General features: G+C 71.1%; 20 protein-coding genes. 13 read left to right on the top strand and 7 right to left on the bottom strand.

The window, feature by feature from the left end:
• Positions 1-51: 51 nt before the first annotated feature.
• The 5 genes from ACFWY5_RS28665 to ACFWY5_RS28645 all read left to right on the top strand — a co-directional run bounded on the left by ACFWY5_RS28665 (position 52) and on the right by ACFWY5_RS28645 (position 3390).
• Complete coding sequence (locus ACFWY5_RS28665; protein ID WP_379619114.1) at positions 52-495, top strand: DUF6325 family protein; 444 nt, start codon at positions 52-54, stop codon at positions 493-495.
• Positions 492-803 (top strand): SHOCT domain-containing protein, encoded by a 312-nt coding sequence (locus ACFWY5_RS28660; RefSeq protein WP_379635522.1) that lies wholly within the window; start codon positions 492-494, stop codon positions 801-803. The genes ACFWY5_RS28665 and ACFWY5_RS28660 overlap by 4 nt, the downstream gene beginning before the upstream one ends.
• A 74-nt stretch (positions 804-877) precedes the next feature.
• Positions 878-2101: an NAD(P)/FAD-dependent oxidoreductase gene (locus tag ACFWY5_RS28655; RefSeq protein ID WP_379635520.1), complete on the top strand. Its 1224-nt coding sequence runs from the start codon at positions 878-880 to the stop codon at positions 2099-2101.
• A gap of 108 nt (positions 2102-2209) precedes the next feature.
• On the top strand, positions 2210-2956 hold the full coding sequence (locus ACFWY5_RS28650; RefSeq protein WP_379635519.1) for an SDR family oxidoreductase: 747 nt from the start codon (positions 2210-2212) through the stop codon (positions 2954-2956).
• An 11-nt stretch (positions 2957-2967) separates the two neighbouring features.
• On the top strand, positions 2968-3390 hold the full coding sequence (locus ACFWY5_RS28645) for a cupin domain-containing protein (protein WP_379635517.1): 423 nt from the start codon (positions 2968-2970) through the stop codon (positions 3388-3390).
• 65 nt (positions 3391-3455) lie between these two features.
• On the opposite strand, the gene ACFWY5_RS28640 is transcribed toward ACFWY5_RS28645, so the two are convergent.
• A complete protein-coding gene (locus ACFWY5_RS28640; RefSeq protein WP_379635515.1) occupies positions 3456-4676 on the bottom strand; it encodes a cytochrome P450 in 1221 nt (406 codons plus the stop codon).
• A 24-nt stretch (positions 4677-4700) separates the two neighbouring features.
• Complete coding sequence (locus ACFWY5_RS28635; protein WP_379635513.1) at positions 4701-6314, bottom strand: FAD-dependent oxidoreductase; 1614 nt, start codon at positions 6312-6314, stop codon at positions 4701-4703.
• Between the two features lie 181 nt (positions 6315-6495).
• Between ACFWY5_RS28635 and ACFWY5_RS28630 the strand changes: the two genes are divergently transcribed.
• Entirely contained in the window at positions 6496-9636 is a 3141-nt protein-coding gene (locus ACFWY5_RS28630; protein WP_379635511.1) for a S8 family serine peptidase, read from the top strand.
• Here the strand turns inward: ACFWY5_RS28630 and ACFWY5_RS28625 are convergent.
• Together ACFWY5_RS28625 and ACFWY5_RS28620 are read right to left on the bottom strand one after the other, a co-directional pair.
• Positions 9621-10295, bottom strand: a complete 675-nt coding sequence (locus ACFWY5_RS28625) for a response regulator transcription factor (protein ID WP_379635509.1) — start codon at positions 10293-10295, stop codon at positions 9621-9623. The two genes, ACFWY5_RS28630 and ACFWY5_RS28625, sit on opposite strands and share 16 nt — an antisense overlap.
• Positions 10292-11392, bottom strand: a complete 1101-nt coding sequence (locus tag ACFWY5_RS28620; protein WP_379635507.1) for a sensor histidine kinase — start codon at positions 11390-11392, stop codon at positions 10292-10294. Before ACFWY5_RS28620 ends, ACFWY5_RS28625 begins: the two co-directional genes overlap by 4 nt.
• Before the next feature lie 87 nt (positions 11393-11479).
• Between ACFWY5_RS28620 and ACFWY5_RS28615 the strand changes: the two genes are divergently transcribed.
• Positions 11480-12937 carry a hypothetical protein gene (locus ACFWY5_RS28615; protein ID WP_379635505.1) on the top strand — a complete coding sequence of 486 codons (1458 nt, stop codon included), beginning with the start codon at positions 11480-11482 and terminating at the stop codon, positions 12935-12937.
• Positions 12938-13188: 251 nt separating this feature from the next.
• Entirely contained in the window at positions 13189-14400 is a 1212-nt protein-coding gene (locus ACFWY5_RS28610) for an acyltransferase family protein (RefSeq protein WP_379635503.1), read from the top strand.
• Between the two features lie 84 nt (positions 14401-14484).
• Here the strand turns inward: ACFWY5_RS28610 and ACFWY5_RS28605 are convergent, their stop codons facing one another.
• Both ACFWY5_RS28605 and ACFWY5_RS28600 read right to left on the bottom strand, forming a co-directional pair.
• Positions 14485-14889, bottom strand: coding sequence for a hypothetical protein (locus tag ACFWY5_RS28605; protein WP_379619088.1), 405 nt, complete (start codon positions 14887-14889; stop codon positions 14485-14487).
• 129 nt (positions 14890-15018) lie between these two features.
• Positions 15019-17301, bottom strand: coding sequence for a M20/M25/M40 family metallo-hydrolase (locus ACFWY5_RS28600; RefSeq protein ID WP_379635502.1), 2283 nt, complete (start codon positions 17299-17301; stop codon positions 15019-15021).
• A gap of 99 nt (positions 17302-17400) precedes the next feature.
• Between ACFWY5_RS28600 and ACFWY5_RS28595 the strand changes: the two genes are divergently transcribed.
• A complete protein-coding gene (locus tag ACFWY5_RS28595) occupies positions 17401-17970 on the top strand; it encodes an ArsR/SmtB family transcription factor (RefSeq protein ID WP_379635500.1) in 570 nt (189 codons plus the stop codon).
• 93 nt (positions 17971-18063) lie between these two features.
• On the top strand, positions 18064-19875 hold the full coding sequence (locus tag ACFWY5_RS28590; protein ID WP_379635498.1) for a BTAD domain-containing putative transcriptional regulator: 1812 nt from the start codon (positions 18064-18066) through the stop codon (positions 19873-19875).
• On the opposite strand, the gene ACFWY5_RS28585 is transcribed toward ACFWY5_RS28590, so the two are convergent.
• The gene (locus ACFWY5_RS28585; protein WP_379635496.1) at positions 19865-20677 is read right to left on the bottom strand and encodes a DUF4344 domain-containing metallopeptidase; all 813 of its coding nucleotides are present in this window, start codon (positions 20675-20677) and stop codon (positions 19865-19867) included. The genes ACFWY5_RS28590 and ACFWY5_RS28585 overlap by 11 nt on opposite strands.
• A 243-nt stretch (positions 20678-20920) precedes the next feature.
• On the opposite strand from ACFWY5_RS28585, the gene ACFWY5_RS28580 reads away from it, so the two are divergent.
• From ACFWY5_RS28580 to ACFWY5_RS28570, 3 genes are read left to right on the top strand one after another with little or no spacing between them, the layout of a single operon-like run.
• The gene (locus tag ACFWY5_RS28580) at positions 20921-21301 is read left to right on the top strand and encodes a hypothetical protein (protein ID WP_379635494.1); all 381 of its coding nucleotides are present in this window, start codon (positions 20921-20923) and stop codon (positions 21299-21301) included.
• 9 nt (positions 21302-21310) lie between these two features.
• Positions 21311-22753 carry an FAD-binding oxidoreductase gene (locus ACFWY5_RS28575; protein WP_379635492.1) on the top strand — a complete coding sequence of 481 codons (1443 nt, stop codon included), beginning with the start codon at positions 21311-21313 and terminating at the stop codon, positions 22751-22753.
• Positions 22754-22812: 59 nt separating this feature from the next.
• A complete protein-coding gene (locus tag ACFWY5_RS28570; protein ID WP_379635490.1) occupies positions 22813-23727 on the top strand; it encodes a hypothetical protein in 915 nt (304 codons plus the stop codon).
• Positions 23728-23757: the final 30 nt, after the last annotated feature.

Below are 23757 nucleotides of genomic sequence, written 5' to 3'. Positions count from 1 at the left end.
GACCCATACGGGGAGGAGTCGATCGCAGAATTCGTCGGCAGAGGAGGGCTGATGACCACGGTCATGAAGGCCGAGTCGGTGGGACCGGTGGATGTCGCCGTCATCACGTTCGGCGGGGAGCAATTCGATCCGGGGGTGGTGTCCGCGATCCGGGAGATCCAGGACAAGGGCACCGTCCGGGTCGTCGACCTCAGCTTCGTCCGCAAGGCGGCCGACGGAACCGTGTCGTCGGCCGAGGTCGCCGACACGGATGTCGCGGAAGACTACGCGGGGCTCGCCGACGAGGAGCTCGACCTCCTCAACGACGAGGACCTGCGCCTGCTGGGCGACGCCCTCGACCCCGGTACGGCCGCGCTGGTCGTCGTCTGGGAGAACACGTGGGCGGCCCAGCTCGGCGCCGCCCTCCGGGCCTCCAGCAGCGAGGTTTCGACGCTGGAGCGCATTCCCCGCCAGGTCGTCCTGGACGCCCTCGCGGCTCTGGAGGATGAGCGATGATGCTCCGACGTCGAGTGGGCAGGCCCGGTCTCATCGGCGCCATGGCGCGTACCGCGGTGATCACCGGTACGGCGACCGCGGTGAGCGGCGGCATCCAGCGCAGGCAGGCCAGGCGCATGGAGGAGCAGGAGGCGGCCTCCGCGGCCCAGGCACAGGCCCAGGCACAGGCACAGGCCCAGGCCCAGGCTCCCGCCACGGACCCGGCCGAGCGGATGCGGCTCCTGCGGGAGCTGGGCCAGATGAAGGCCGACGGGCTGCTCACCGAGGCGGAGTTCGCCGCGGAGAAGGCGCGGATCCTGGCCTCATGAGCCTGTCCAAGAGGGGCGGCCGCCACCGACAATGACATCGGGCCGGCGCTCACAGCCGCCGGGGAAAGGACCGGATGATGCCGCAGAGACCGAGGGTCGTGGTCGTGGGGGCCGGGTTCGCGGGGCTGGGCGCCACGAAGGCGCTGGCCAAGACGGGGGCGCTGGTGACGCTGGTCGAGCGCAACCCGTACGCGACCTTCCAGCCCCTTCTCTACCAGGTCGCCACGGCCGGGCTGGGCGCCTCTGACGTGACCTATCCGATCCGCACCTTCGCCGCCAAATGGCCAAATGTCCGGACCCGTCAGGCCGCCCTGACCAAGGTGCTGCCGGACGAGCGGCGGGTGGAGTTCGAGGACGGCAGCGGCCTGGACTACGACTATCTCGTGCTGGCCACGGGCGTGACCACCAACTGGCTCGGCATCGACGGGGCACAGGACAACGCGCTGCCCATCTACTCGCTGCGCGACGCGGCCGCGCTGCGCGACCGGCTCGGGCGCCTCCTGGAGGACACGGCGCTCGGCCGCCGCAAGAGCACGCACGTCGTGGTGGTGGGAGCGGGCGCGACCGGGGTGGAGATGGCGGGCACGCTGGCCGAGTTGCGCCGCCGTACCCTGCCGCTGACCCATCCCGAGATCAAGCCGGGCCAGACCAGCGTGACGCTGGTGGAGCGGTTCGACCACGTGCTGGCGCCGTACAAGTCACGGCTGCGGAACGCGGCCGCGGCGGCGCTGCGCAAGCGGGGGGTGAAGCTGCGGCTGGGGTGCACGGTGGCGGCCGTCGAGCCGGACGCGGTGGTGCTGAACGACGGCACGCGGCTGCCGAGCGACCTGACCGTGTGGGCGCTCGGCGTGACCGCGCCCACCCAGGTCGCCGACTGGGGCCTGCCGCAGAGCGAGGGCGGCCGGGTCGCGCTCACCGAGGCGCTGAACGTGCCGGAGCACCCGGAGATCTTCGTGGCCGGCGACCTTTCCGGACCGCCCGCCCCGCAGCCGCAGCTCGCCCAGCCGGCGATCCAGATGGGCGAACACGTCGGCAGGCAGATCGCCGCGGCCATGCGGGGCGAGCCGGCCCGGCCGTTCTCCTACGACGACCCGGGGATCATGGCCACCGTGGGCAAGGCCGAGGCCGTGCTGCAACTGCCCAACGGGCTGACCGTGCACGGGCTCCCCGCCTGGCTGGTGTGGATCTTCGTGCACCTGGCGTACCTGCTGGGCGGGCGCAACCGCGCCAGCGTGCTGCTCAACTTCCTCTGGCGGTACGCCGGGCCGCGCCGCACCGCCACCAGCGTCTCCCAGTAGTTCCGCGAAGAATTCGCCGGTGCTGTCACAAGTCCGGGGGCTGCCCTGTCATAGCTGGCGACCGGGTGGCACAGGAGGTGCCCCGGCGGACCTGCGAGGGGGTTTGTGATGAAGGTCGTGGTCATCGGCGGTACCGGACTGATCGGCTCTAAGGTCGTGACCAAGCTGGGAGAGCACGGTCACGAGGCGGTGGCTGCCTCGCCCAACACCGGCGTCAACACGCTCACCGGGGAAGGGCTGGCCGAGGTGCTGGCGGGCGCGCAGGTGGTGGTCGACGTGTCGAACTCGCCGTCCTTCGAGCCCGCCAAGGTGATGGAGTTCTTCGAGACGTCCACGCGGAACCTGCTGGCGGCGGAGGCGGCGGCCGGTGTCGGCCACCATGTCGCGGTCTCGGTCGTGGGCACGGAGCGGATGCCGGAGAACGGCTACTTCGCCGCGAAGATCGCCCAGGAGAAGCTGATCGAGAAGTCGGGGATTCCGTTCTCGCTGGTGCACGCGACACAGTTCTTCGAGTTCGTGCGCAACATCGCCGACACCGCCACCGAGGACGGCAAGGTGCGGATCGCGCCGGTGAGATTCCAGCCCATCGCGGGTGACGAGGTGGCGCAGGCGGTGGGCAGGGCCGCGGTGGGCACGCCGCTGAACGGCCGTACCGAGGTCGCCGGGCCCACGCAGTACCAGATGGACGAGTTCTTCCGTCAGGCGCTGGCCGCCTGGGGCGACCCCCGCGAGGTGGTCACCGACCCGCTGGCGCGCTACTTCGGCAGCGTGCCCGGCGAGCGGACGCTGGTGCCGGGCGACGGGGCCACGCTGGGCACGGTCACGTACCGCGATTGGCTCGCCACCGGCAGGTAGCCGCAGGAAAGGTGATCACGTTGGAATCCACGCCGAGATCGACCGCCTGGCAGTCGGCCCTGACCATGCTGCAGGAGGCGAAGCCGCCGTTCATCCCGCCGGGCGCGCACGCGATGACGGTGGTGATCGAGTACCCGCCCGGCGATCCGGGGACACCGCCGCACCGGCACTCGGGGCCCGCGTTCGGCCTGGTGCTGGAGGGCGAGATGCTGCTGGAGATCGAGGGTGAGCCGGAGCGGGTGGTGCGTGCCGGGGAGGCGTTCTGGGAGCCGGGCGGCGACGTCATCCACTACCAGGACGGCAACAACCGCGACGACGTCCGGGTGCGGTTCACCGTGACGATGTTGTGCGAGCCCGGTAAGCCGATGCTCACCCTCGTGGACGAGGAAGAACTGGCCCGGCGCCAGGACCGCCGCGCCCCGCGCCCGTCCTGAGGACACGCTCGTCGTGATCGTGCGGCTGATCCAGGCGGTCAGCCGCACCTTCGAGCACGGAATAGTCAGTCCCCCTCGTACGGCAGGACCTCGTCGTAGGAGATGACCAGGTGACGCGGCCCCCGCAGGGTCGAGCTGGGGCGGTACGGCGGCGGGTCGGTCACCAGGCGGGGGTTCACCAGGCGCTTGGCGAGCTGGCGGAGCGCGATCTGGGCCTCCAGGCGGGCCAGCGGGGCGCCGAAGCAGTTGTGGATGCCGCCGCCGAAGCCGAGGTGCTGGATGTAGGGGCGGTCCGGGTCGAAGCGGTCGGGGTCGTGCACGTGCGCGGGGTCGCGGCTGCCCGAGGCGAGGGCCAGGATGATGCTCGACCCCTTGGGGATGGTGACGTCCGCCACCGTGATGTCGTCGAGGGCGACGCGCTGGGGCAGGAAGTGCACGGGCGGCTCGAAGCGCAGCAGTTCCTCGACGGCACCGATGACCAGGTCGGGCTCGTCGCGGAGCCGTTCGAGCAGGCCGGGGTTGCGCAGCAGGGTCAGCATGCCGTTGGTGATCAGGTTGACCGTCGTCTCGTGCCCGGCGATCAGCAGCAGCACCGCGGTCGTCATCACCTCGGTCTCCGACATCGAGCCCTCGGGACCGTGGTAGGTGACCAGCCCGGACAGCAGGTCGTGGCGCGGATTCTCGCGGCGCGACTGGGCGAGCTCGCCCAGGTAGCCGGCCAGCGCGAGCCCGGCGGACTGGCGGCGCCTGGTCCGCTCCTCCACGGTGCCCTCGCCGGGGCCGAGGGTCTCGACGATCTCGTCCGCCCAGACGTGGAAGCGGGACTCGTCCTCGCGCGGGACGCCGAGCAGGCGGCAGATGACCGTGACGGGGAACGGGTAGGCGACGTCGTCGACGATGTCGGCCTGGTTCCGGTCCGCGATGCCGTCGATCAGGTCCTTGACGAGCTCGTGCAGTTCCCCGCGCATGCTCTCGACTACGAGCGGGGAGTGCGGCGGCCCGAAGTGGCGCATCGTCAGCCCCCTGAGCCGGTCGTGCTCGGGCGGGTCGACGCGGATGAAGGAGGGCGGCAGCGGTTCGCCGGCCGGCGGGTGGGCCAGGTTCCGGGCGTCGGAGCTGACCCGCGGGTCGTGCAGCAGCGCGACGATGTGCTCGTAGGTGTTGACGACGTAGGCGCCGTCCTCCAGCCGCACCACGGGTGTCCGGCGGAGCTCGGCGTACAGCGTGTACGGGTCCGCCCTGTTGGCGAACTCGTGAATCTCGTCGTAGATGCGTGCCGGCTCCACGGATGTGCCCCCGTCTGGTCGTCGTTACTGGTGCCGGACGAGCGTGACGCGCCGCTCGGCCGGGTCGTGGCCGGTCACGACCACGGTCGCGCCCTCGGCGGGCGCCAGTCGCGGCGGCCCCTCAGCCGGTACGGCCCGCAGCTCGTCGGGCCTGCCGACCATCTGGAAGCCGGGCGGGAACGGCGCCGCCCGCTGGATGAGGTCGCGGTAGAAGTCCAGCCACATCGCCTGGTCGAAGGTGACGGCGGCGGTGATCCTGCCGCGGTAGCCGTACACGGCGACGAAACGGCGTTCCTCCACGGAGCCCTGCGCGATCACGACCTCGTCGGCGATGGTCGGCACGCCGACGGACTTGATGTTGACGCCGAACTGGTTGGACCAGAAGACCGGCAGCGACAGGTGCGGCCAGCGATGCGCCTGGTCGCTGAGCATGTTGTGGGCGGCGATCTCGGCCTGGGCCACGGCGTTGCCCCAGTGTTCGAGCGACATGAACTGGTAGTGGTACACCGGGTGCGGGAAGCGGGCCACGTCACCGGCGACGAACACGTCATCGGTGACCAGGCCGTTGATGTCGACGGCACGGCAGCCGGCGTCGGTGGCCACTCCCCAGGGTCCGGCCGCCAGGCCCGAACCGGCCAGCCATTCGATGTTGCGGACCGCGCCGAGCGCGACCACCGCCATGTCGGCCTCGACCGTGGTGCCGTCCGACAGCCTGGCCCCGCGCACCCGGCCGTCGGCGTCGCCTTCCAGCGCCTCGACCTTGACCCCGCAGCGCAGGTCCACGCCGGCGTCGCGCTGGATGCGGGCGGCGACGTCGCCGATCACCTTGCCGAGCGCGCCGGCGAGCGGCGCGGGGCCCGCCTCCACGACGGTCACCGCCACGTCGAGGTCGCGGCAGACGGAGGCGACCTCCGATCCGGTGAACCCGGCCCCGATGATCAGCACCCGCCGGACGCCCGCGGCCAGCCGTTCCCTGATCCGGTGCGCGTCGTCCAGCGTGCGCAGCACGTGCACCCCGTCGAGGGCGGCCTCCTGCTCGTTCGGCCACGGCCTGGCCCGCACGCCGGTGGCGATCAGCACCTTGTCGAAGCCGATCTGCCTGCCGTCGGCCAGCCGTACCTGCTTGGCGGCCAGGTCCAGGCCGGTCGCGGGGGTGCCGGAGAGAAACTCGACCTCGATCTCGCGCAGGTGCGGCAGCGCGGTGTGCTCGACCGTGATCGTGCCGGTCAGCACCTGTTTGGACAGCGGCGGCCGGTCGTACGGCTCGTACCGCTCGTCGCCGATCAGCGTCAGCCTGCCCTTGAAGCCGTCCCGGCGCAGGACGCCCGCGGCCCTGCCACCGGCCAGGGAGGCGCCGACGATGACGATGTGGCCGTCGCGCTTGAACGCGTCGTCGCCGTGCGAGGTGGCGTAGCTCGGTTCCGGTTCCTTCGTCCGGTGCTGGGTGGCCATCCTGTCGATGTGGATGGCCTGCACCGGACAGGCCGCGGCGGCCTGAAGCACCCGTTCCCGCTGGGCGGCCTCGGGGTCGGGGTCGTACATGAGCGCCTCCTGGCCGTGCATCGTGAACACGGCCGGGGCCATGAACGCGCACTGCCCGTACCCCTGACAGCGCGTGAGGTCCACGACAACTCTCACAGCCACACCCCCGTCGATCCGGTACGGCACACGCCGCCAGGCTGATGTACCCGGCTCTTTCTCCGCGATAAGCGAGGAAAAGTCATGGATTGGGTCAGGAAGCGCGGGCGCGGCAGCAATGAACCTTTGGGCCCTCCGGCGGCAAGAGCCTGTTGACGACACAACGGCGACAGGAGCGTTCATGAGATTAGTCCTGGGAACCCTCGCCACGATCGTGGCCGGATCCCTCCTCGCGGGCGGCGTCGTCGGCGCCGCCCGCGCCGACCCGGCGGCGTCCGGCGTCACCGGCGCGGTGACCCTGCTGACCGGCGACCGGGTGATCCTCACGGCGAACGGCCACCGGGTCGAGCCGGGGCCGGGCAGGAACGTCCGCTTCGACGTCCAGCGCCGCCAAGGACACCTCCACGTCATCCCATGGGACGCCAAACGGCTCCTGGCCGAAGGCCTGCTGGACGCGCGGCTGTTCGACGTCACGCAGCTGCTCACCTGGAGGTACGGCGACGCCGACAAGCCCGAGATCCCGCTGATCATCCAGTCGCCCGCGGGGAAGGCGGCGACGGCGCTCGGCGCGGCCAAGCCACTGGCCGGGCCGGAGCTGGCCGGCATGAGCGTCCCCAAGGCCAGGGCGGGCCAGACCTGGCAGGGCCTGGCCGGCAACGCGCGAACCCTGGCCGCGGCCAGGTCGAAGATCTGGCTCGACGGCAAGCGCCGCTTCACCCTCGACCAGAGCGTCAAGCAGATCGGGGCACCGCAGGCCTGGCAGCAGGGGCTGACCGGAGCCGGTGTCACGGTGGCCGTGCTGGACTCCGGCTACGACGCCACGCACCCCGATCTCAAGGAGGTGGTCACGCAGTCGCGTAACTTCTCCGACGATCCGGACGTCACCGACCGCGTCGGTCACGGCACCCACGTCGCCTCCACAGTGGCGGGGGCCGGTGCGAAGTACCGGGGCGTCGCACCGGGCGCGAAGATCGCGGTGGGCAAGGTCGGATCGGAGTGGATCACCGACTCGGCGCTGCTGGCGGGCATGGAATGGGCCGCGACCGAGGTCAAGGCGAAGATCATCAACCTCAGTGTCGGCGGCGTGGACCACCTGGGCATCGACCCGGTGGAGCAGGCGGTCAACACGCTGTCCGCGCGTACGGGAGCGTTGTTCGTCATCTCCGCCGGCAACGAAGGACCGGTTTCCATCAGCAGTCCGGGCAGCGCCGACGCGGCGCTGACGGTCGGCGCGGTGGACAAGTCCGACCGGATGGCCGGCTTCTCCAGCCGCGGCCCGAGGACGGGCGATCACGCGATCAAACCCGATGTGACCGCTCCTGGCGTCGACATCACGGCGGCCGCCGCGCGGGGCACGGCCGACGGCCCCTACGTCGCCTACTCGGGCACCTCCATGTCGGCGCCGCACGTGGCGGGCGCGGCGGCGATCCTCGCCCAGCGGCATCCGGACTGGACCGGCGAACAGCTCAAGGCCGCGCTCATCGGCAGCGCCGCCCCGCAGCCCGGCGCCACGCACTTCGACCAGGGCGCGGGACGCGTGGACCTGGTCCGCGCGCTCGGCGCCCAGGTCCACGCCGGTCCCGCGAACCTCGGCGCGGCCTTCCGCTGGGACTCCGATGAACGCAGGACGACCAGGGAGCTCACCTACACCAACACCGGCGACGCCCCGGTCACGCTGGATCTCACCACGGAGGGCGAGGTGCTGAGCACCTCGGCGCGACGGGTCGAGGTGCCCGCCAAGGGCACGGCGTCGGTCACCGTGACGATCGACGCGACCGGCAAGGCGCCCGGCGACTATCCGGGCACCGTCACCGCCGGTTCTGGTGACCTCCGGGTGCGTACCATCGCGACCGCGTACGTGGAGCCGGAGTCCTACGACGTGACGGTGCGCGCGCTCGGGACCGACGGCCGGCCGGTCAGCGCGCTGGGAGAGTTCTACAACGACGCGGGCGAGCGCCACCCGCTGTCCCAGGTCGACGGGCCGGGCACCTACCGGCTCCCCGCGGGCGAGTGGAACCTGTACGTCGACGTCTACGAGGAGCCGCACACCATCACGACCACGCACCTGCCGGTGAAGGTCGGCGGCCGCGACATGGAGGTGGTGCTGGACACGCGCAAGGCCAAACCGGTCACGTTCGCCGTGGACGACCCCGCCGCCGTCCCCAGCGGGTTGATCGAGGTCTCGGTGAAACACGGCTCGTGGTGGTTGAGCTGGTTCGCCGCCGGGCCGAACCTGAAGACCCTCGTGCTCGCCTCCAGGCAGCCCGGGTTGACGTACATCGCCAGGACGCACCTCCACGCGCCCGGCCCGGTCCGGTACGACCTGGTCGACGAACGCCACGGCGGCATCCCCGAGGACCCCGCCCACACCGCCAGGACCAAGGACCTCGACAAGGTACGCACGACCTTCCGCGGTGCCGGAGTGGCCGCGACCGGCACTTACTACGCGGCGAACAGCAACGGCGTCATCGCGGACGGATGGCTGACGCCCACCGAGAACGTGGCCCTGCCGGGCACGCTCCTGCAGTACCGGACTCAGGGCTACAAATGGTCCGCCGCGCTGCAGGCCGGAGAGTCCGTGGTCACGGAGGGCGTCAAGCCAGTCCACAACGGCCAGGCCGAAGAAACCTGGAACGTCGCGGTGAGCGGGCCGTCCTTCGCCACCCCGGGAGCCTGGCGGGAGAAGGACACCCTGACCTTCGACGCCGCCCGGCTGTACTCCGACGGGGTGCCCGGCCGGTTCGGCATGGACGGCGCGGCCACCGGAACCGTCACACTCGCCGAGGGCGACCGGGTCATCTCCACGATCGACTACGCCGCGTGCCAGCCGTATCCGTGGGATCCGGCGTCCTGCCGGCTGACCGCCACCCTCCCGCCGGGCGCCGCCACCTACACGCTCACCGCGACGGGCGGGCGGGCGGTGCCGTACTCCACGCTCTCCACGAAGGTCGAGTCGGCGTGGACGTTCCGGTCGGCGAGCACCGCGGCGCGGCAGCCGCTCGCGCTGACCGCGATCCGGTACGCGCCGCGGGGGCTGGACGCGTACAACCGCGCCAAGCCCGGATCGTCCACCCGGCTGCCCCTCTGGATCGAGCGCAACCCCGGGGCGCCCGCGGCGAAGGTGAAGTCGATCCGCCTGTCGATGTCCGCCGACGACGGGGCGACGTGGCGTGACATCCCCGTCAAGGCCGAGGGTCCGGGCTGGAGCGCGCGGGTGCCCAACCCGCGTACGGCGGGCTTCGTGTCCCTGCGCGCGACCTCAGCCGACTCCGCGGGCAACACCGTCACCCAGACCATCCACCGCGCCTACGCGGTCGGGTAGCCGTCGGTGACGCGGTAGCCGACGCCGGGGACGGTGCCGATGACCGGAGGTTCGCCGAGTTTGCGGCGGAGCCTGCCGACCGTGACGGGGACGACGTTGGAGAAGGGGTCGGCGTGCTCGTCCCATGCCTGTTCGAGGAGGTCCTCGGCGGACAGGACGGCCGGGTGCGCGCGCATGAGCGCCTCCAGCACGGCGAACTCCCTGGCCGACAGGTTGAGCGGGCGGCCGTCGCGGGTGGCGGTGTGCCGCAGGGTGTCGAGCTCGATGCCCGCCGCGCGGTACGTCCGGGAGCGGGGGGCGGGCTGGCGGCGGGCCAGGGCACGGATCCTGAGCACGAGTTCGGGGAAGTGGAACGGCTTGGGCAGGTAGTCGTCGGCTCCCAGGCTGAGGCCGCTGACCCGGTCGCCGGGGGCGCCGGCGGCGGTCAGCATGAGCACCATGGCGGGCTGGCCGCCGTCGGCGATCATCCGGCACAGCGTGTCACCGTGCAGGCCGGGCAGGTCGCGGTCGAGGACGACGACCTGGTAAGGGTTGAGGTCGAGCTTGGCGGCCGCCTCCCGCCCGTCGTAGGCGATGTCCACGGCCATGCCCTGGTCACGGAGCCCTTCGGCGATGCCGTCGGCCAGCGCCCTGGAGTCCTCGACGACCAGGATTCTCATGCGTGGTCCTTGGGCAGGGTGATGACCAGGCGCAGGCCGCCTTCGGGGCGGGCGTACAGGCTGAGGGCGCCGTTGTGCGCCTCGGCGATCGCCTTGACGATGGACAATCCGAGGCCGGTGCCGGTCCGCTCGGCGTCCGGGCGGCGGAAGGGCTCGGTCAGCCGGTCGAGGTCTTCCGGGGTGAGGACGGTTCCGGTGTTCTCGACGACGAGGCGGGCCTGCTTGGGGCCGGTCTCGGCGCTGACGCGGATCCAGCCGCCCTGCCGGTTGTGCCGGACCGCGTTGTCCACGACGTTCCCGATCATGCGGGTGAGCAGGGTTTCGCTGCCGGTGACCCAGGCCTGCGGGCAGGGGCGGTGCTCGACGTGGAGCGGCAGGGCGGCGATGGTGCCGGCGTGCCGCTGGAGGGCGGCCGCCGTGAGGGCGCTCAGGGCGACGCGGGACCGGTCGTCGGAGGGGCCCTGCTGGGTGCGGGCGAGGATGAGGAGGCTTTCCAGGAGCGCGTCGACGTGGTCGAGCTCGTTGCGGATCCGGTCGCCGAGGCTGACGAGTTGCGGGGGCAGCGGGCCGGGTTTGGCCATGGCCACGTCCAGCCATACCCGCATGGTGGTCATCGGGGTGCGCAGTTCGTGGGAGGCGCTGGCGGCGAAGCGGCGCTCGGACTCGAACGACCGCTCCAGCCTGGCCAGCAGTTCGTCGATCGTGTCGGCCAGTTCCTTCAGGTCGTCGTCCGGGCCCTGGAGGCTGAGGCGTTCGTGCAGGTTGGTGGCGGAGATGCGGCGCGCGGCGGTGGTGATGGCGCGGATGGGCGCCAGGAACCGTCCCGCCACCAGCCAGCCGAACAGCAGCGAGACCACCGCCATGACGGCCAGGGCGACGCCGGCCAGGGTGAGCAGCTTGCCGAGGTCGGAGCTGTGGGTGGTGACGGCCTGTGTGCCGGGGACGTGGACGGTGGTCGTGGTCTCGCCCTGCCACAGGCCGACCGTCAGGATCAGCAGGACGGCGCCGGAGGCGACGAACAGCCCCCAGTACGACAGCGCCATGCGCATGCGGATGGCGGGCCGTCTTCGCAGGCCGGCCACCGGCGTGCTCTTCACCCTGCCCAGAATGCCGCATTCCACATGACAGCGGCATAACAGGCGGCGTTGGGCCGGTGTCATCCCCTGCGGCGTACAAACGGCGCCATGGACAGAACGACGCTGAGCGCGGAGTGGACCAGGTTCAGGACCGGACGCGGCTGGGTGCTCGGCATGGTGGCCTCGGTACTGGTCACCGTGTCGCTCGGACTCCTGGTCGCCGGGAGCGCCCGCACCACCTGCGTGACCGGAAAAGGCGAGGGCCCCTGCCCCGCGCCTTTGCTGGGACCAGATGGTACGGCGGTGGCGGACAAGTACTACTTCGTCCACCAGCCACTCCAGGGAGACGGCGGCATCACCGCCCGCGTATCGGACCTGACCGGCCAGATCCGGCTGCCGGACGCCGTACCCGGGGTGCGCAACGTCAAGGAAGGGGCGGTGGTGCCGTGGGCGAAAGCCGGACTCCTCATCCGGCCGACCCTCAAGCAGGGCACGCCGTACGCCGCGGTCATGATCACCGGAAGGCACGGCGTGCGGATGCAGCACAACTTCACCCACGACGTGGCGGGCGGCCCCGTCAACGGACCGCGCTGGCTGCGGCTGAGCAGGGCGGGCGACACCATCACGGGCCACGAGTCCGGCGATGGCAGGACGTGGACCGAGGTCGGCACGGTCACGCTGGCAGGGCTGCCGAGGACGGTCGAGATCGGGCTGTTCGCCGCCTCGCCCAGCGCGCTGACGGACATGACCGGCCGCTTCGCCCAGGCCACCGCCACCTTCGACCGGATCGCGCTACGGGGCGTGAACGGTTCGTGGCGCCACGATGACGTCGGCCTCACCATGAAGCCCGACGGCACCCCGCATCACCCGGGGCAGGCCGTAGAGTCGGGCGGCAAGATCATCGTGAGCGGGGGTGGTGACATCGGGCCGGTCGTCATGACCGGCGGCCTGCGCGCCGATCTCACGTTGCTGGGCGGGGTCGCCGGGCTGGTCCTGGTGATCGTGGTGGCGGTCACGTTCTTCACCGCGGACCGGGGCGATCCGCGTGCCAAGGCCGTGGTGATGGGCGCGGTGGCGTTCGTGACCGGGCTGGTGACCTCGGGCGCCGTGGTGCCCGGCGGGCTGGCGCTGATGCGGGCCAATCAGAACCCGGTTCAGCCGATCACCCTGGCCACCGGACTCCAGGTGATCGTCGGCTACGCGGCGCTGGCCGCGGCGGCCGCGGTGCTGGCCCTCGGCCTCGCCGCCCTGGTCAGGCGGGGCATCGTCGCCGTCGGACTGACCGTCGGACTGGTGGTGGCGCCCTATCTTCTGGCGAGCGCGGGGCTGGCGCCGTGGCTGCTGATGATCACTCCTGCCGCCGGGTTCGCGATCACGCAGAGCGTCCCTGTGTTCGCGCACATCGATGTGGACCCGTCGCTGCTCGGCGGGTACTACCCGCTTCCGCCCTGGGCGGGGCTGGCGGTCATCTGCGGATATGCCGCCCTCGTGCTCTGGCTGGCTCACCGATCCTGTCGGTCGGCGGTGATACCTCTGACGCATGCCCACCGTCACCTTTCGCGATGAGACCGCGACCGCAAGGCGTTAGCCGAGTTCGCGCTGCCCGACCTGCCGGAACACGCCGCCCGTCCGAATCTCAACCACCCGGCCGGACACCGGCTTCGGCTGCACCGCGAGACACTCGAACTGCCCGCGGAGTCCCAGCAGGTCATCGTCTTCCTCCCGGCCGACCATCAGACGGCCAGGGCCATCGACCGGCTCAAGGCATCACGACCAATCAATGGGTCGTAACCGATGTTCCTTATTACGATGATCGGATGCTTTCTGCCCCCCTGACCACCGCTGACCCGGCGTTGCCGAATACCAGGCGCCTGGCTTGGCTGGACGCGCTGCGGGGGCTGGCCGCGATGGTCGTGGTGTTCGAGCACGCGCTCGAGCCGCTGTGGCCGGAGGCGCGGCTGCCGATCAAGGCCGTCTTCGATCCCGGCTGGTACGGCGTGCTGGTGTTCTTCCTGGTCAGCGGCTACGTCGTCCCGGCATCGCTGGAGCGCCGGGGCAGCCTGCGGGCCTTCTGGATCTCGCGGTTCTTCCGGTTGTGGCCGCTGTTCACCGTGTGCGTGGCAGGCATGGCACTGCTGGCCGCACTCGGCTGGGACAGCCTGCACACCTGGTGGGGCAGCCGGCCGGTGGCGATGGCCCTGGCGCACGCCGGCATGCTGCAGAACCTCATGTACGTGCCGAACCTGGCCAACGTCCTGTGGACGCTCTCCTTCGAGATGGCCTTCTACCTCCTGCTGACCGCGATGTTCACCCTGGGTGTGCACCGGCACAGCACCGTGACGGCGCTCGCGTTCGCCGCGGTCGCGGTGCTGGGCGCCGGGCTGCTGCCCGTGACGCTGCTGTCGGCCGGTGGGGCGGGCCGCATGCTCACGGTCGTGGTGGTGGTGACCGCCGTCCTGGCCGCCGGGCTGGCCGCGGTGCTGTACGGCGGCAGGTGGGTACGACAGGTGGGCGCCGTGGCCATCGCGGGCACGATCCTCCTGCTGCTGGCGGTCAACCAGAGCTACCCAGGGCCGTGGCAGGGGTTGTTCATCCTGGCGACCATGTTCGCCGGCACCGCGCTGTATCGCGTCGAGGCGGGCCGGCTCTCTCACCGGCACATCGCCTGGGTGGCGCTGATACCGCTGGCCGGGTTGTGGCCGGCGCGGGCCGAGACCGGGCTGCAGGTGGCGATCGTGGCGGCCTGGCTGACGTTCGCCGCCGGGCTGGCACTGCGTCACCGCACGATGCCGTCGTGGCTGACCTGGCTGGGCCTGGTGTCCTACTCGATCTACCTGCTGCACCCGCTGCTGCTGGAGAGCGTGGAGTTCTTCCTGCCGGATCCGCCGGCCGTACCGTTGGTGGTGCGTCTGACCTTGCTGGTGGCGGTGTGCGCGGCGCTGCTCGGCCTGTGCGCGCTGACCTGGCGATGGGTGGAGAAACCGGCGCAACGGCTGGGCAAGCGCCTGATCAACCGTGCCGCCGGGTGAGCCCCATCATGCGATGGACGGCCCGCCCGACGGAGCGGCAGAAGTTCCCGAAGCTGCCCGGCCAGGAGGTTCCGTAGCATCCGATCAGGCGGCGTCAAGGGCTTCGGTGATCTTGCGGGCCATGTCGGCGAGGGTGGGGCTGGGCTCGCCCTCCCCGCTGTGGGCGCCGGCCTCGATGGCGACGAGAACGGTGGTGCGGAAGTTGCCGGCCTCGGCCGGGGCCTGCTCCCTGAGCAGGTTCATGGCCGCCGTCAGGGCGGGAAGCACCTGGTCGGCGAGTTCGGCGACGGTCTTGCCGTACTTCACACCCTTGGGCGCCTTGGTGAGCACGTGCCCGACCGGGCCGGTCGCCGAGGTCAGGGCGAGCGAGCCGTGGGTGCCGACCTTGTGGGCGGAGCCCGCGGCGCCCGCGGCCGACATCAGCGAGACGGCGCCCCACGCGGCGAGACGGAGGGTGTGCTTGTCCTGGTCGGAGAAGGTGATGGACATGGTGTGTGCTCCTTCGAGGTCGAGGCCGGTGAACCCGGCCTGTTCATGTCGCCAACCTTCGCCGACCGCTCTGATACCGGGCCGTCGCCGCCCTGACACAACCGCTGACGCCGGGGATCGACGAACCCGTCACACGGGGTAGGACTTGGTGACGGAGATCCTGGTGTCGCCGAGGAACAGCCAATCCGGCGGCGGGATGAAGCCGGGAAGCGCCCGCATCTCACCGGGGTTCCGGCTGACGTCGGTGACCAGCAGGCGGATCTTGCCGGCCGTGGCCTTGACCGTCAGCGACGCCTCGACTCCCTCCGGCCCGGCGGCCTCGAAGACGAACCCCACCGGATCGGGTGTGACGGCGCGGCCCTCGACGGTCAGCGAGGTCACGGTCGTGGTGGCGCCGTCCACGCGCAGGCCGACCATGGTCGCTCCGCGTGCCGAGTGGATCCGGACGCGCAGGGTTCGCAGGCCCTGCCGGGTGGTGTCTGCGAGCACCCGCAGCGTGGGCGCCGGCAGCGGGGCCGGCTTCGCGGGGCTGAGGAGTTCGGAGCCGCCTGCCCACACTTCCGCCAGTGGATGGGCGGTCGCGGGGGCGCCGCCGTACCGGCGGGCCCATGGGTCGGGCGCCTTGGAGGTCAGCCAGACGGCCTTGCCGGTGTCCGCGTCGAGGCCGTACGCCAGGCTGGTGCGCCGCGGATGTTCCTTGTCGATCGGCTCGGCCAGCAGGCCCGCCGCCACCAGGGCGAGGGAGGCGACCAGCACCGTCAGTGGGATCAGCGGGGTACGCCGCCGCGGCCAGACCATCTCGATCAGCGGCAGCAGGAGGCCGCCGAAGAGGATCATCAGGGGCATGGGCGCGAAGCCCGCGTACCGCAGGCCCATCGGCAGTGTGTTCCACGCGCTGGGCAGCAGGATCAGGGCGCCCGGCACGAGAGCGGCGGCGAGGACGAGGACGCGCCACCGCGGCGGGCAGCGGAGTACGGCCAGCCCGCCCAGCGCCGCGCCCAAGGCGGGCCAGGCGGCGAGGTGCGACGCGCCGGGCGACACGACGCCGAGGACGGCGGCGATCAGGGCCGTCCAGGTCAGCATGCCCAGCGCCAGTTCGGCCGGGCCGACGCGGCGGCGCAGCAGCGCGTACCAGGTGACCAGGATCGTCCCCGCGAGCATCAGCCCGGCGAGCCACAACAGCTCCGGCCGGTACGGCGTCGTGGTGGCCGTTCCGCTGAGTCCGGGCCGGACCATCTTGAGCAGGTCCCAGAAGAAGGCGCCGACGGCCACCGCGGCTCCGATCGGGACCAGGGCGAGCGCGGTGGCGATGAGCGTGCGCCGCGACGTGACAACACCCCGGCGGCGGGCCAGGAAGATCAGCGCCAGTACGGCGAGCAGCGCGACGGCGCCCAGCAGGGTGGCCGCCCAGGCCGGATAGCGGACCAGCAGGCCGGGCGGGACGTTGAAGTAGACCAGGTCGTCCCCGGTGCTCAGCCGTGCCAGGTCGGCGCCGCCGAAGGAGCGGACGAGGGCCAGCGTGTTGTCGCCCATCTGCTGCAACGTCGCCAGATCGACATGCGCGGGGTCGTCGAGAACGCTGTGGTACAGGGTGCCGTCGTTGGCGTAGGCGGAGTCCAGCACGGCCATCCCGCCGGGTTTGAAGGCGGTGAAGTCGGTGTCGTTGTTGAGCAGTTTCATGAGCTCGGCGTAGACGGAGTCGGCGACGGGCATGGGCGCCGCCGAGCCGAACGTGGAGATCAGGCCGGAGTTCGGCTCCGTGCTCCGGAACATCAGCACCGGCCCCTTGGCCCCGCGCGCCTCGTTGTTGAGCACGACGTTCCTGCCTCGCGCGAGGGGGTGGTCCTTGACGAACGCCTCCGACCCCAGGAGCCCGGCCTCTTCGGCGTCGGTGATGAGAAACACGACGTCGTTGCGGAACCGGGTGCCGTCCGCTGTCAGTGCCCTGGCCGTTTCGATGGCGGTCGCCGTGCCGGCTCCGTCGTCGTTGGCGCCCGGTCCCTCGGGGACCGAGTCGTAGTGGGCGGTGACGAGGACGCGGCCGGTGGGGGCGGTCCCGGGGATCACGGCGACGATGTTGAAGACGCGCCCGGCGGTGACGGGGTCGCCCTTTTCGTCCATCGGTGAGACGCCCACCGCCTCGTGCACCTCCGGCCGCAGGCCCAGCCGCCGTAGCTCGCCGACCAGGTAGTCGCGGACGCGGGCGTGCTCCGCCGTACCGACGGGATGGGGTTTGACGGCGAAACGCTCGATCTGGGCGAAGGCCCGCTGCGCGCTGAACTCCCGTCCGGGGGCGCCGGCGGGGCTCACCGAGGTCGGGGTGGTGTCCCAGATCGCGCCGACGGCGATCAGCAGGAGCACGCACAGGGCCATGAGTCCGGCGGCGGGTGAGCGCCGTCCTGCTGTAGTCATCCTTGTCCACTCCTGTGTCAGATTGCCGTGGAGTATTGCAGAAGAAATGCTGCAGCGAAAATTCTGCAATGTGCGGGCGAGAGGTTGTAAGCTCGCGGCGTGGCGAACAGACCGCCGATCCGGCAGCTCAGCGACCCAGGTGCGCTCAAGGCGCTCGGCCATCCGCTGCGACAGCGCATCCTGCAGCACCTCGGCATCAACGGCCCCGCCACGTCCACCACGCTCAGCAGGGCGCTCGGCGAGAACACCGGGACGCTCAGCTACCACCTGCGCCAGCTGGAGCACAACGGGTTCATCGAAGAGATCCCCGAGCGGTCGACCGGCAGGGAACGCTGGTGGCGGCAGATCAGCCGCGACCTGCGCTGGCCCTCGGCGGCCGAGCTGGACGAGGAGTCACAGCAGGTCCTCGACGACATCACCGAGTTCAAGGTCGAGGAGGAGGTGGAACTCGCGCGGCGCTTCTTCCGCGACCATCGGCGGTACGGGGAGTGGGCGAGGGCCTCCCGCGGGCTCACACATCTGAACCCGGAGGAGCTCGACGAGTTCTTCGAGGCGTACATGCAGCTGCTGTCCAGGTACGGCCGCGCGCCGGAGGACGCCTCACCCGGGGCGCGGCCGGTGTTCCTGCGGTTCTTCACGATGCCCGCCACCGAGGACCCACCGGCCTGACGACGTCGACTCTTCGTCTATGAAACGTCTACCGGCCTCCCCCACCATGGCCTCCGTCCAGATCAGAACCGTTGGGGGTCAACGATGAGGCCGATGCGTTTCGGCGTGCTCGGAACTGTTGAGGCGTGGCGGGAGGATGATCGCCTGGATGTGGGGACGCCACGCAACAGGGCGGTTCTCGCCCGGCTCCTGCTGTCGCCCGGGAGGGTCATTCCCGTCGACCAGCTGATAGACGATCTTTGGGAGGGCTGCCCGCCACCGCAGGCGCTGTCCTCGCTGCGGACGTTCATCTGCCGGCTGCGCCGTGTGGTCGAGCCGCCCGCCCGGGAACCCGGCCGGCCGGCCGTGCTGATCACCGAGCCGCGCGGTTACGTGCTGCGTGTGGACGAGGCCGCACTCGACTCGGCCATGTTCGAGCGGCTGCTGCGGCAGGCGAGGGCGGCCGCCGATCCGCGTACCGCCCTCGGTCTGATCGACGAGGCGTTCGGCCTGTGGCGTGGTCCGGCCTACGCCGAGTTCGCGCACACCCTGTGGGCGCGGGGAGAGGTGAGCAGGCTGCAGGAACTCCGTCTCGGGGCGACGGAACACAGACTCGACACCCTGCTCGCCCTGGGCCGGCACGCCGAGGCCGTACCCGAGCTGGAAGCGCACGCGCGCGCCCAGCCCACCCGGGAGGAGGGCTGGCGGCTGCTCGCCCTGGGCCTGTACCGCTCGTCCCGGCAGGGCGACGCCCTCGCCGCGCTGAGTGAGGCGCGTCGCTATCTGGCCGATGAGCTGGGTGTCGACCCGGGTCCTGAGCTGCGCAAGCTAGAAGCGGACATCCTCGCGCAGACCTCCGAGCTCGACCTGCCGCCGGCGCCGGTGGCGGTCAAGAAGCCGGTCGTCCGCCTGCGCTGCCTCGGCCGCGACGATCAGCTCGCCTCCGCCGGAGCGGCCATGGCCGCCGCCGAGTCCGGCACCGGCGGCAGCCTGCTCTTCGACGGCGTCCCGGGCGCCGGCAAGACCCAGCTGCTGAGAGGGGTGGAGGCGCTGGCCGACATGCGCGGATTCCAGACGGCCTGGGCGCAGGCGCACCCGCTTGAGCGCGAGTACGAGTACGGCGTGGCCCGGCAGATCTTCGAGCCGATCCTGTACTGCCTGCCGGCGCAGGAGCGGCGGCACCTGCTCGGCGGGACGGTCGAGCCCGCGGCCGACATCGTCTGGCACAACCGGCCCTCGTCGGGTGGTCCCGACACGCTGCACGCGCTCTACCGGCTCGCCGTACGGCTCGCGGAGCGCGTGCCGCTGCTGATCGCCATCGATGACCTGCAGTGGTGCGACCTCGGCTCGTTGCGCTGGCTGGCCTACCTGGCCAGGCGGGTCGAGCACGTCCCCCTCCTGGTCACCGCGACCAGGGCGACCGGCGTCCCCGCCGGCGACGATCAGCTGCTCGAGTCGCTCTGCTCGATCTTCGGCCTCGTACGCCTGGGTGGCCTGCCCGGCGAGGCGGCGACGGCCCTCGCCACCGAGCTGTTCGGCGCGGAACCGGAGCCCGCGTTCATCGCCTCGTGCCTGCGTGAGACGGGCGGCAACACGCTTCTGCTCACCGAGCACATGAAGGCGCGGGGTGCGGGCAAGCGGTCCACCTCCATCGAGCGGTGGGTGGCCGGCCAACTGCGCCACGCCGGTCCCGGGGCGACCGCGCTGGCCAGGGCGGTCGCGACGCTCGACCACGCGGCCGAGTTCCATGCGGTGGCCGACCTGGCCGGTCTGCCCGACGGCCAGGCGGCCGCCGCCCTGTCGGCGCTGGTCGGCATGGGAATCCTGAGCGACGAGTCCCCGCTGCGGTTCAACCAGCCCGTCGTACGGCAGGCCGTCATCGAAGGCGTGCGGGCCGGTGTCCCGCAGCTTGCCCTCAGTCCTTGACGTGCGGCTCCAGCAGCTTCGACCAGGAGTTGGACAGCTTCTCGTACTCGGTCGGGCACCTCGCGGCCCTCTCCTCCGGCAACCCGTTCTCGCCGACCCAGTCGGCGTAACCCTTGGGGTCGGAGCCGTAGATCCAGCACATGTAGTTGTACGCCCGCTGCTCGTCCATCGAGTGCTCGTCATAGAACGGCAGCGCGGCCCGGTCCTGGTCGCCGGCCGACGCGAAGTAGTAGTTGATCGTCTGGACGCTCGCGGAGTCGTCGCCGTCGCCCTGGGCCATGATGAACGCGGACAACTGGTCGGCCGCGTCGTCCTCCTTGCCGAGGGCGGGGAGGTCGTAGATGTCGATCACGGCGTGGCCGAGTTCGTGGTAGAGCGTGTCGATGAGGTTGGCCCGGCCGTGCTCGTCGTTCTCCTCCTCGGACTCGGCCTTGTCGCGGTACCGGGTGAAGCCGTCGGCCACGAGCTCGTAGCACATCGTGATCTTCTTCTCGTCCGGGCTGTAGTAGGCGTTCACCTGGTCGCACTGCTCACCGGCCAGGGTGACGTCGTGCGGCAGTTTGAGCATCCCGTTGAGGGTGGTGGCGAAGCCTTCGAGCACCTTGCCCGGCTTCAGCAGCTCCAGTCCCTCGGTGGCGGCTTCGGTGTCGGCCTTGCCGTACTCGGCGATGAACTTTCCCGCGGGTTCCTGTGCGGGGGCGGTCTCTTTGGCCACCGCCGGCTCGTCCGTGCCGCCGCAGGCGGACAGCACGGTGGCGAGGAGCAGCGCGCCGGCGCCGATCGTGAACTTGTTCCACTTCATCAAGAATCTCCAGGTCGAAGTCAACCCTTGGATCCTGCAGACACGATCTTGATGGTTGATGGACAGACGGTGTGCCGATGACCGGCGGCTCCGTCAATGTGCCGTCAATGGGAGATCGGCAGACTGCTCCGCCGGGGCCCGGCGAGATCAGGCAGGCGGTCGCAGTGGCGACGTCTCCGGCACTCATCGCACGTACCGCTCGACCGGGTTGAACCCGACATTCCACCTCACGAAGGAAACAACATGTCCTGGTACAAGATCGCCCTGAGCATCTCCGCTCTCACCCTCCTGACCCTGGGGACGGCGTCCTGCGGCTCGGGCGGCAGCGAGACCGCCGCCGTGGCCGACACCAAGGGGTGCAAGGAGATGCAGGCCCTCATGGGGAGCACGGTGACCGAGCTCCAGAAGCGGGCCGGGGACCTGGAGGCGATGAAGCAGCTCTACAGCGACAGCGCGCAGAAGATCAAGGCGCTCGACGTCGACGCGAAGGCCAAGGAGGCCCAGACCGCGGTCGTCTCCCTCTACGAGGAGCTGTCGGGGATCAGCACGCCGGAAGAGGCGGACACGTACACCGACCAGGCCACCGCGACCGTGTCGAAGCTGAACTCCGCCTGCGCGGCCTGAGGGGAAACCATGTTGAGCAGACGAACCATCATCAAGGGCGCGCTCGCCATCGGGGGCACGGCGGCGGCGACCCACGATCCCGGCGACCGCCTCGCGACCAGGCTCACATCAGCGGTGAAGGGCACCGTGCTGTTCCCCCGCGACCCCGGCTTCGCGGCGGAGCACGCCGGATACAACAGCGTCGTCCGGCACGCCCCCCAGGCGGTCGTGGTACCCGCCGACGCCGGCGACGTCCGCGCCGCCGTCCGCCTGGCCGGCGTTCTCGGGCTGCCCGTCGCCGTGCAGGCCACCGGGCACGGCATCAGCGCCGCCGCCGACGGCGGGATTCTGATCAACACCCGGCGGCTGAGCTCGGTGAAGATCAATCCGGCCAGGCGCGTCGCCAAGGTCGCCGCCGGCACCAGGATGCGGACGCTCGTCGAGGCCGCCGCCGCCCACGGCCTGGCGACGATCAACGGCTCCTCGCTCGACGTGGGCGCCGTGGGCTACACGCTGGGCGGCGGTCTCGGCCCCCTCGGCCGCAAGTACGGCTACGCCGCCGACCACGTGCGGGCCATCAACCTGGTCACCCCGGACGGCCGCCCGCTTCGCCTGTCACCGGGCAGGCACGCGGACCTGTTCTGGGCGGTCCGAGGTGGCAAGAGCAACTTCGGGGTCGTCACCGGCATGGAGATCGACCTGGTCAAGGCGGCCACCCTGTACGGCGGCGCGCTCTTCTTCTTCGGAGAGGCGGCCCGGCGGGTGGTCCGCGCCTACCCCGCCTGGGCGGCCAGGCTGCCCGAGGAGATGACGACCACGCTGGCGTTCATGCGCCTGCCCAAGGCGCCCACCGTGCCCCCGCCCCTTCAGGACCGGGTCGCGGTCCGCCTGACCGCCGCCCACCTCGGACGGGCCCAGGAGGCCAGGCGGCTGCTCGCCCCGATGCTGGCCGCCGGGCCGGAGCTCAACACCATGGGCACGCTGCCGTACGGGAAAATCTGGACAATCTCCAATGATCCGCCCGTGGCGCCGCTGCCGGTCTTCGAGCGCACCGGGCTGCTCAGAAAGCTGGACGCCGCCGCCGTGGAGAAGCTGCTGACCCTGGCGGGCCCGGACGCCAAGCTGCCCTTCGGGCTGATCGAGCTCCGGCAGCTCGGCGGCGCGCTCGCCCGTCCGGCCGCGGTGCCCAACGCCGTGGGACACCGGGACGCCGCCGCCCTGCTCTTCATCGCGAACCCGGCACCGGCGGACCAGGCCGGAGCGGTGCGCAGGCTGCAACAGCGGCTGATGGACGGCTTCAAGCCGCACCTCACCGGAGGCATGGCGGCCAACTTCATGAGCGGCGCCGACCTCGCCCCCGAGCAGGTACGCGCGGCCTACACTCCGGCAGATTACAAGCGGCTGACACGGCTCAAGCGGATCCACGACCCGCGCAACCTGTTCCGCGTCAACCACAACATCAGACCGGCATAACCCCGGCGGTTATCTCCCGTCAACCAGGTGTCGACGCACGCCGTCCACTCTCTGCTGTCATGACGTTTCAGTCTCTCCCACCAGAACAGCCACTCCCGGAGCCGGAATCGGCCAAGGGCAGCGTGCTCGAGGTCTTCGAGAAGATCGGGTCGGTCGCCGTGCCGATCGCCGTGGGCATGTACGCCATGCTGTATCTGGGGCTGGCCCAGGTCTACATGGTGTTCGGCATCACCCCCGAGCAGGCGGGCCTGGACCAGGCGACGATCTTCGGCCGGCTCATCGGCACCCTGATCCAGCTCTTCCTGGTGGCCCTGCCCGGAGTGGGGTTGCTCGTCGCGCTGGGCTGGCTGCTCAACCTGGCCACCCGCAGATCGGTCGGCCGGCTGCTGCACAGGCTCCGCGAACAGCCGTGGATCGCGGCCGCGGCGGGCGTTCTCATCTCGCTCGTCGCCTACTACGCCTACTTCGGCACGCTGTGGGAGCTGTCCGGCGGCACTCTCCTGGTGGCCGTTCTCCTTGTCGCCGTCCTCGGGCTCCTGGTGCCGTTTCGCCTGATGCGCCGGCACAACACCGGCCGGGCCGGCATGAAGGTGCTCACCGGTGCGCTGCTCGGCATCGGGCTGGGCCTGATACTGGTCGCCCAGATGGTCCAGGGCGCCGTCGACATCGCCGCCAACGGCAACGGCAACGCCCTGCTGCAGACCGTCGGCTTCCAGAACCAATGGGCCACCGTGGGCGACGGCGACGGCAAGCCGCTGCACAAGGACAACCCGGACGAGAGGTTCCTGCTCCTGGGCGAGAAGGAGGGCGCCTACGTGCTCTACGACTGCGGCAAGCAGGAGACCTTCCGTCGCTCCGTCGAGGGCACCACGCTCGGCCTGATCGAGTTCGACCCGGACTTCTCCGACCCCGAGACCGGCGAGGTCAAGGCCTGCGGGTACGCGCTGGAGGAGGGCGAGACCGGAGAGCAGTAGCCCTTGGGCGGCGTGGATCCGGTGAGCCCC

It is taken from the genome of Nonomuraea sp. NPDC059007, assembly GCF_042740555.1.
GTDB lineage: Bacteria > Actinomycetota > Actinomycetes > Streptosporangiales > Streptosporangiaceae > Nonomuraea.
The sequence above is the reverse complement of the archived record's forward strand: the minus strand, read 5'-3'. Positions and strand labels throughout refer to the sequence as shown.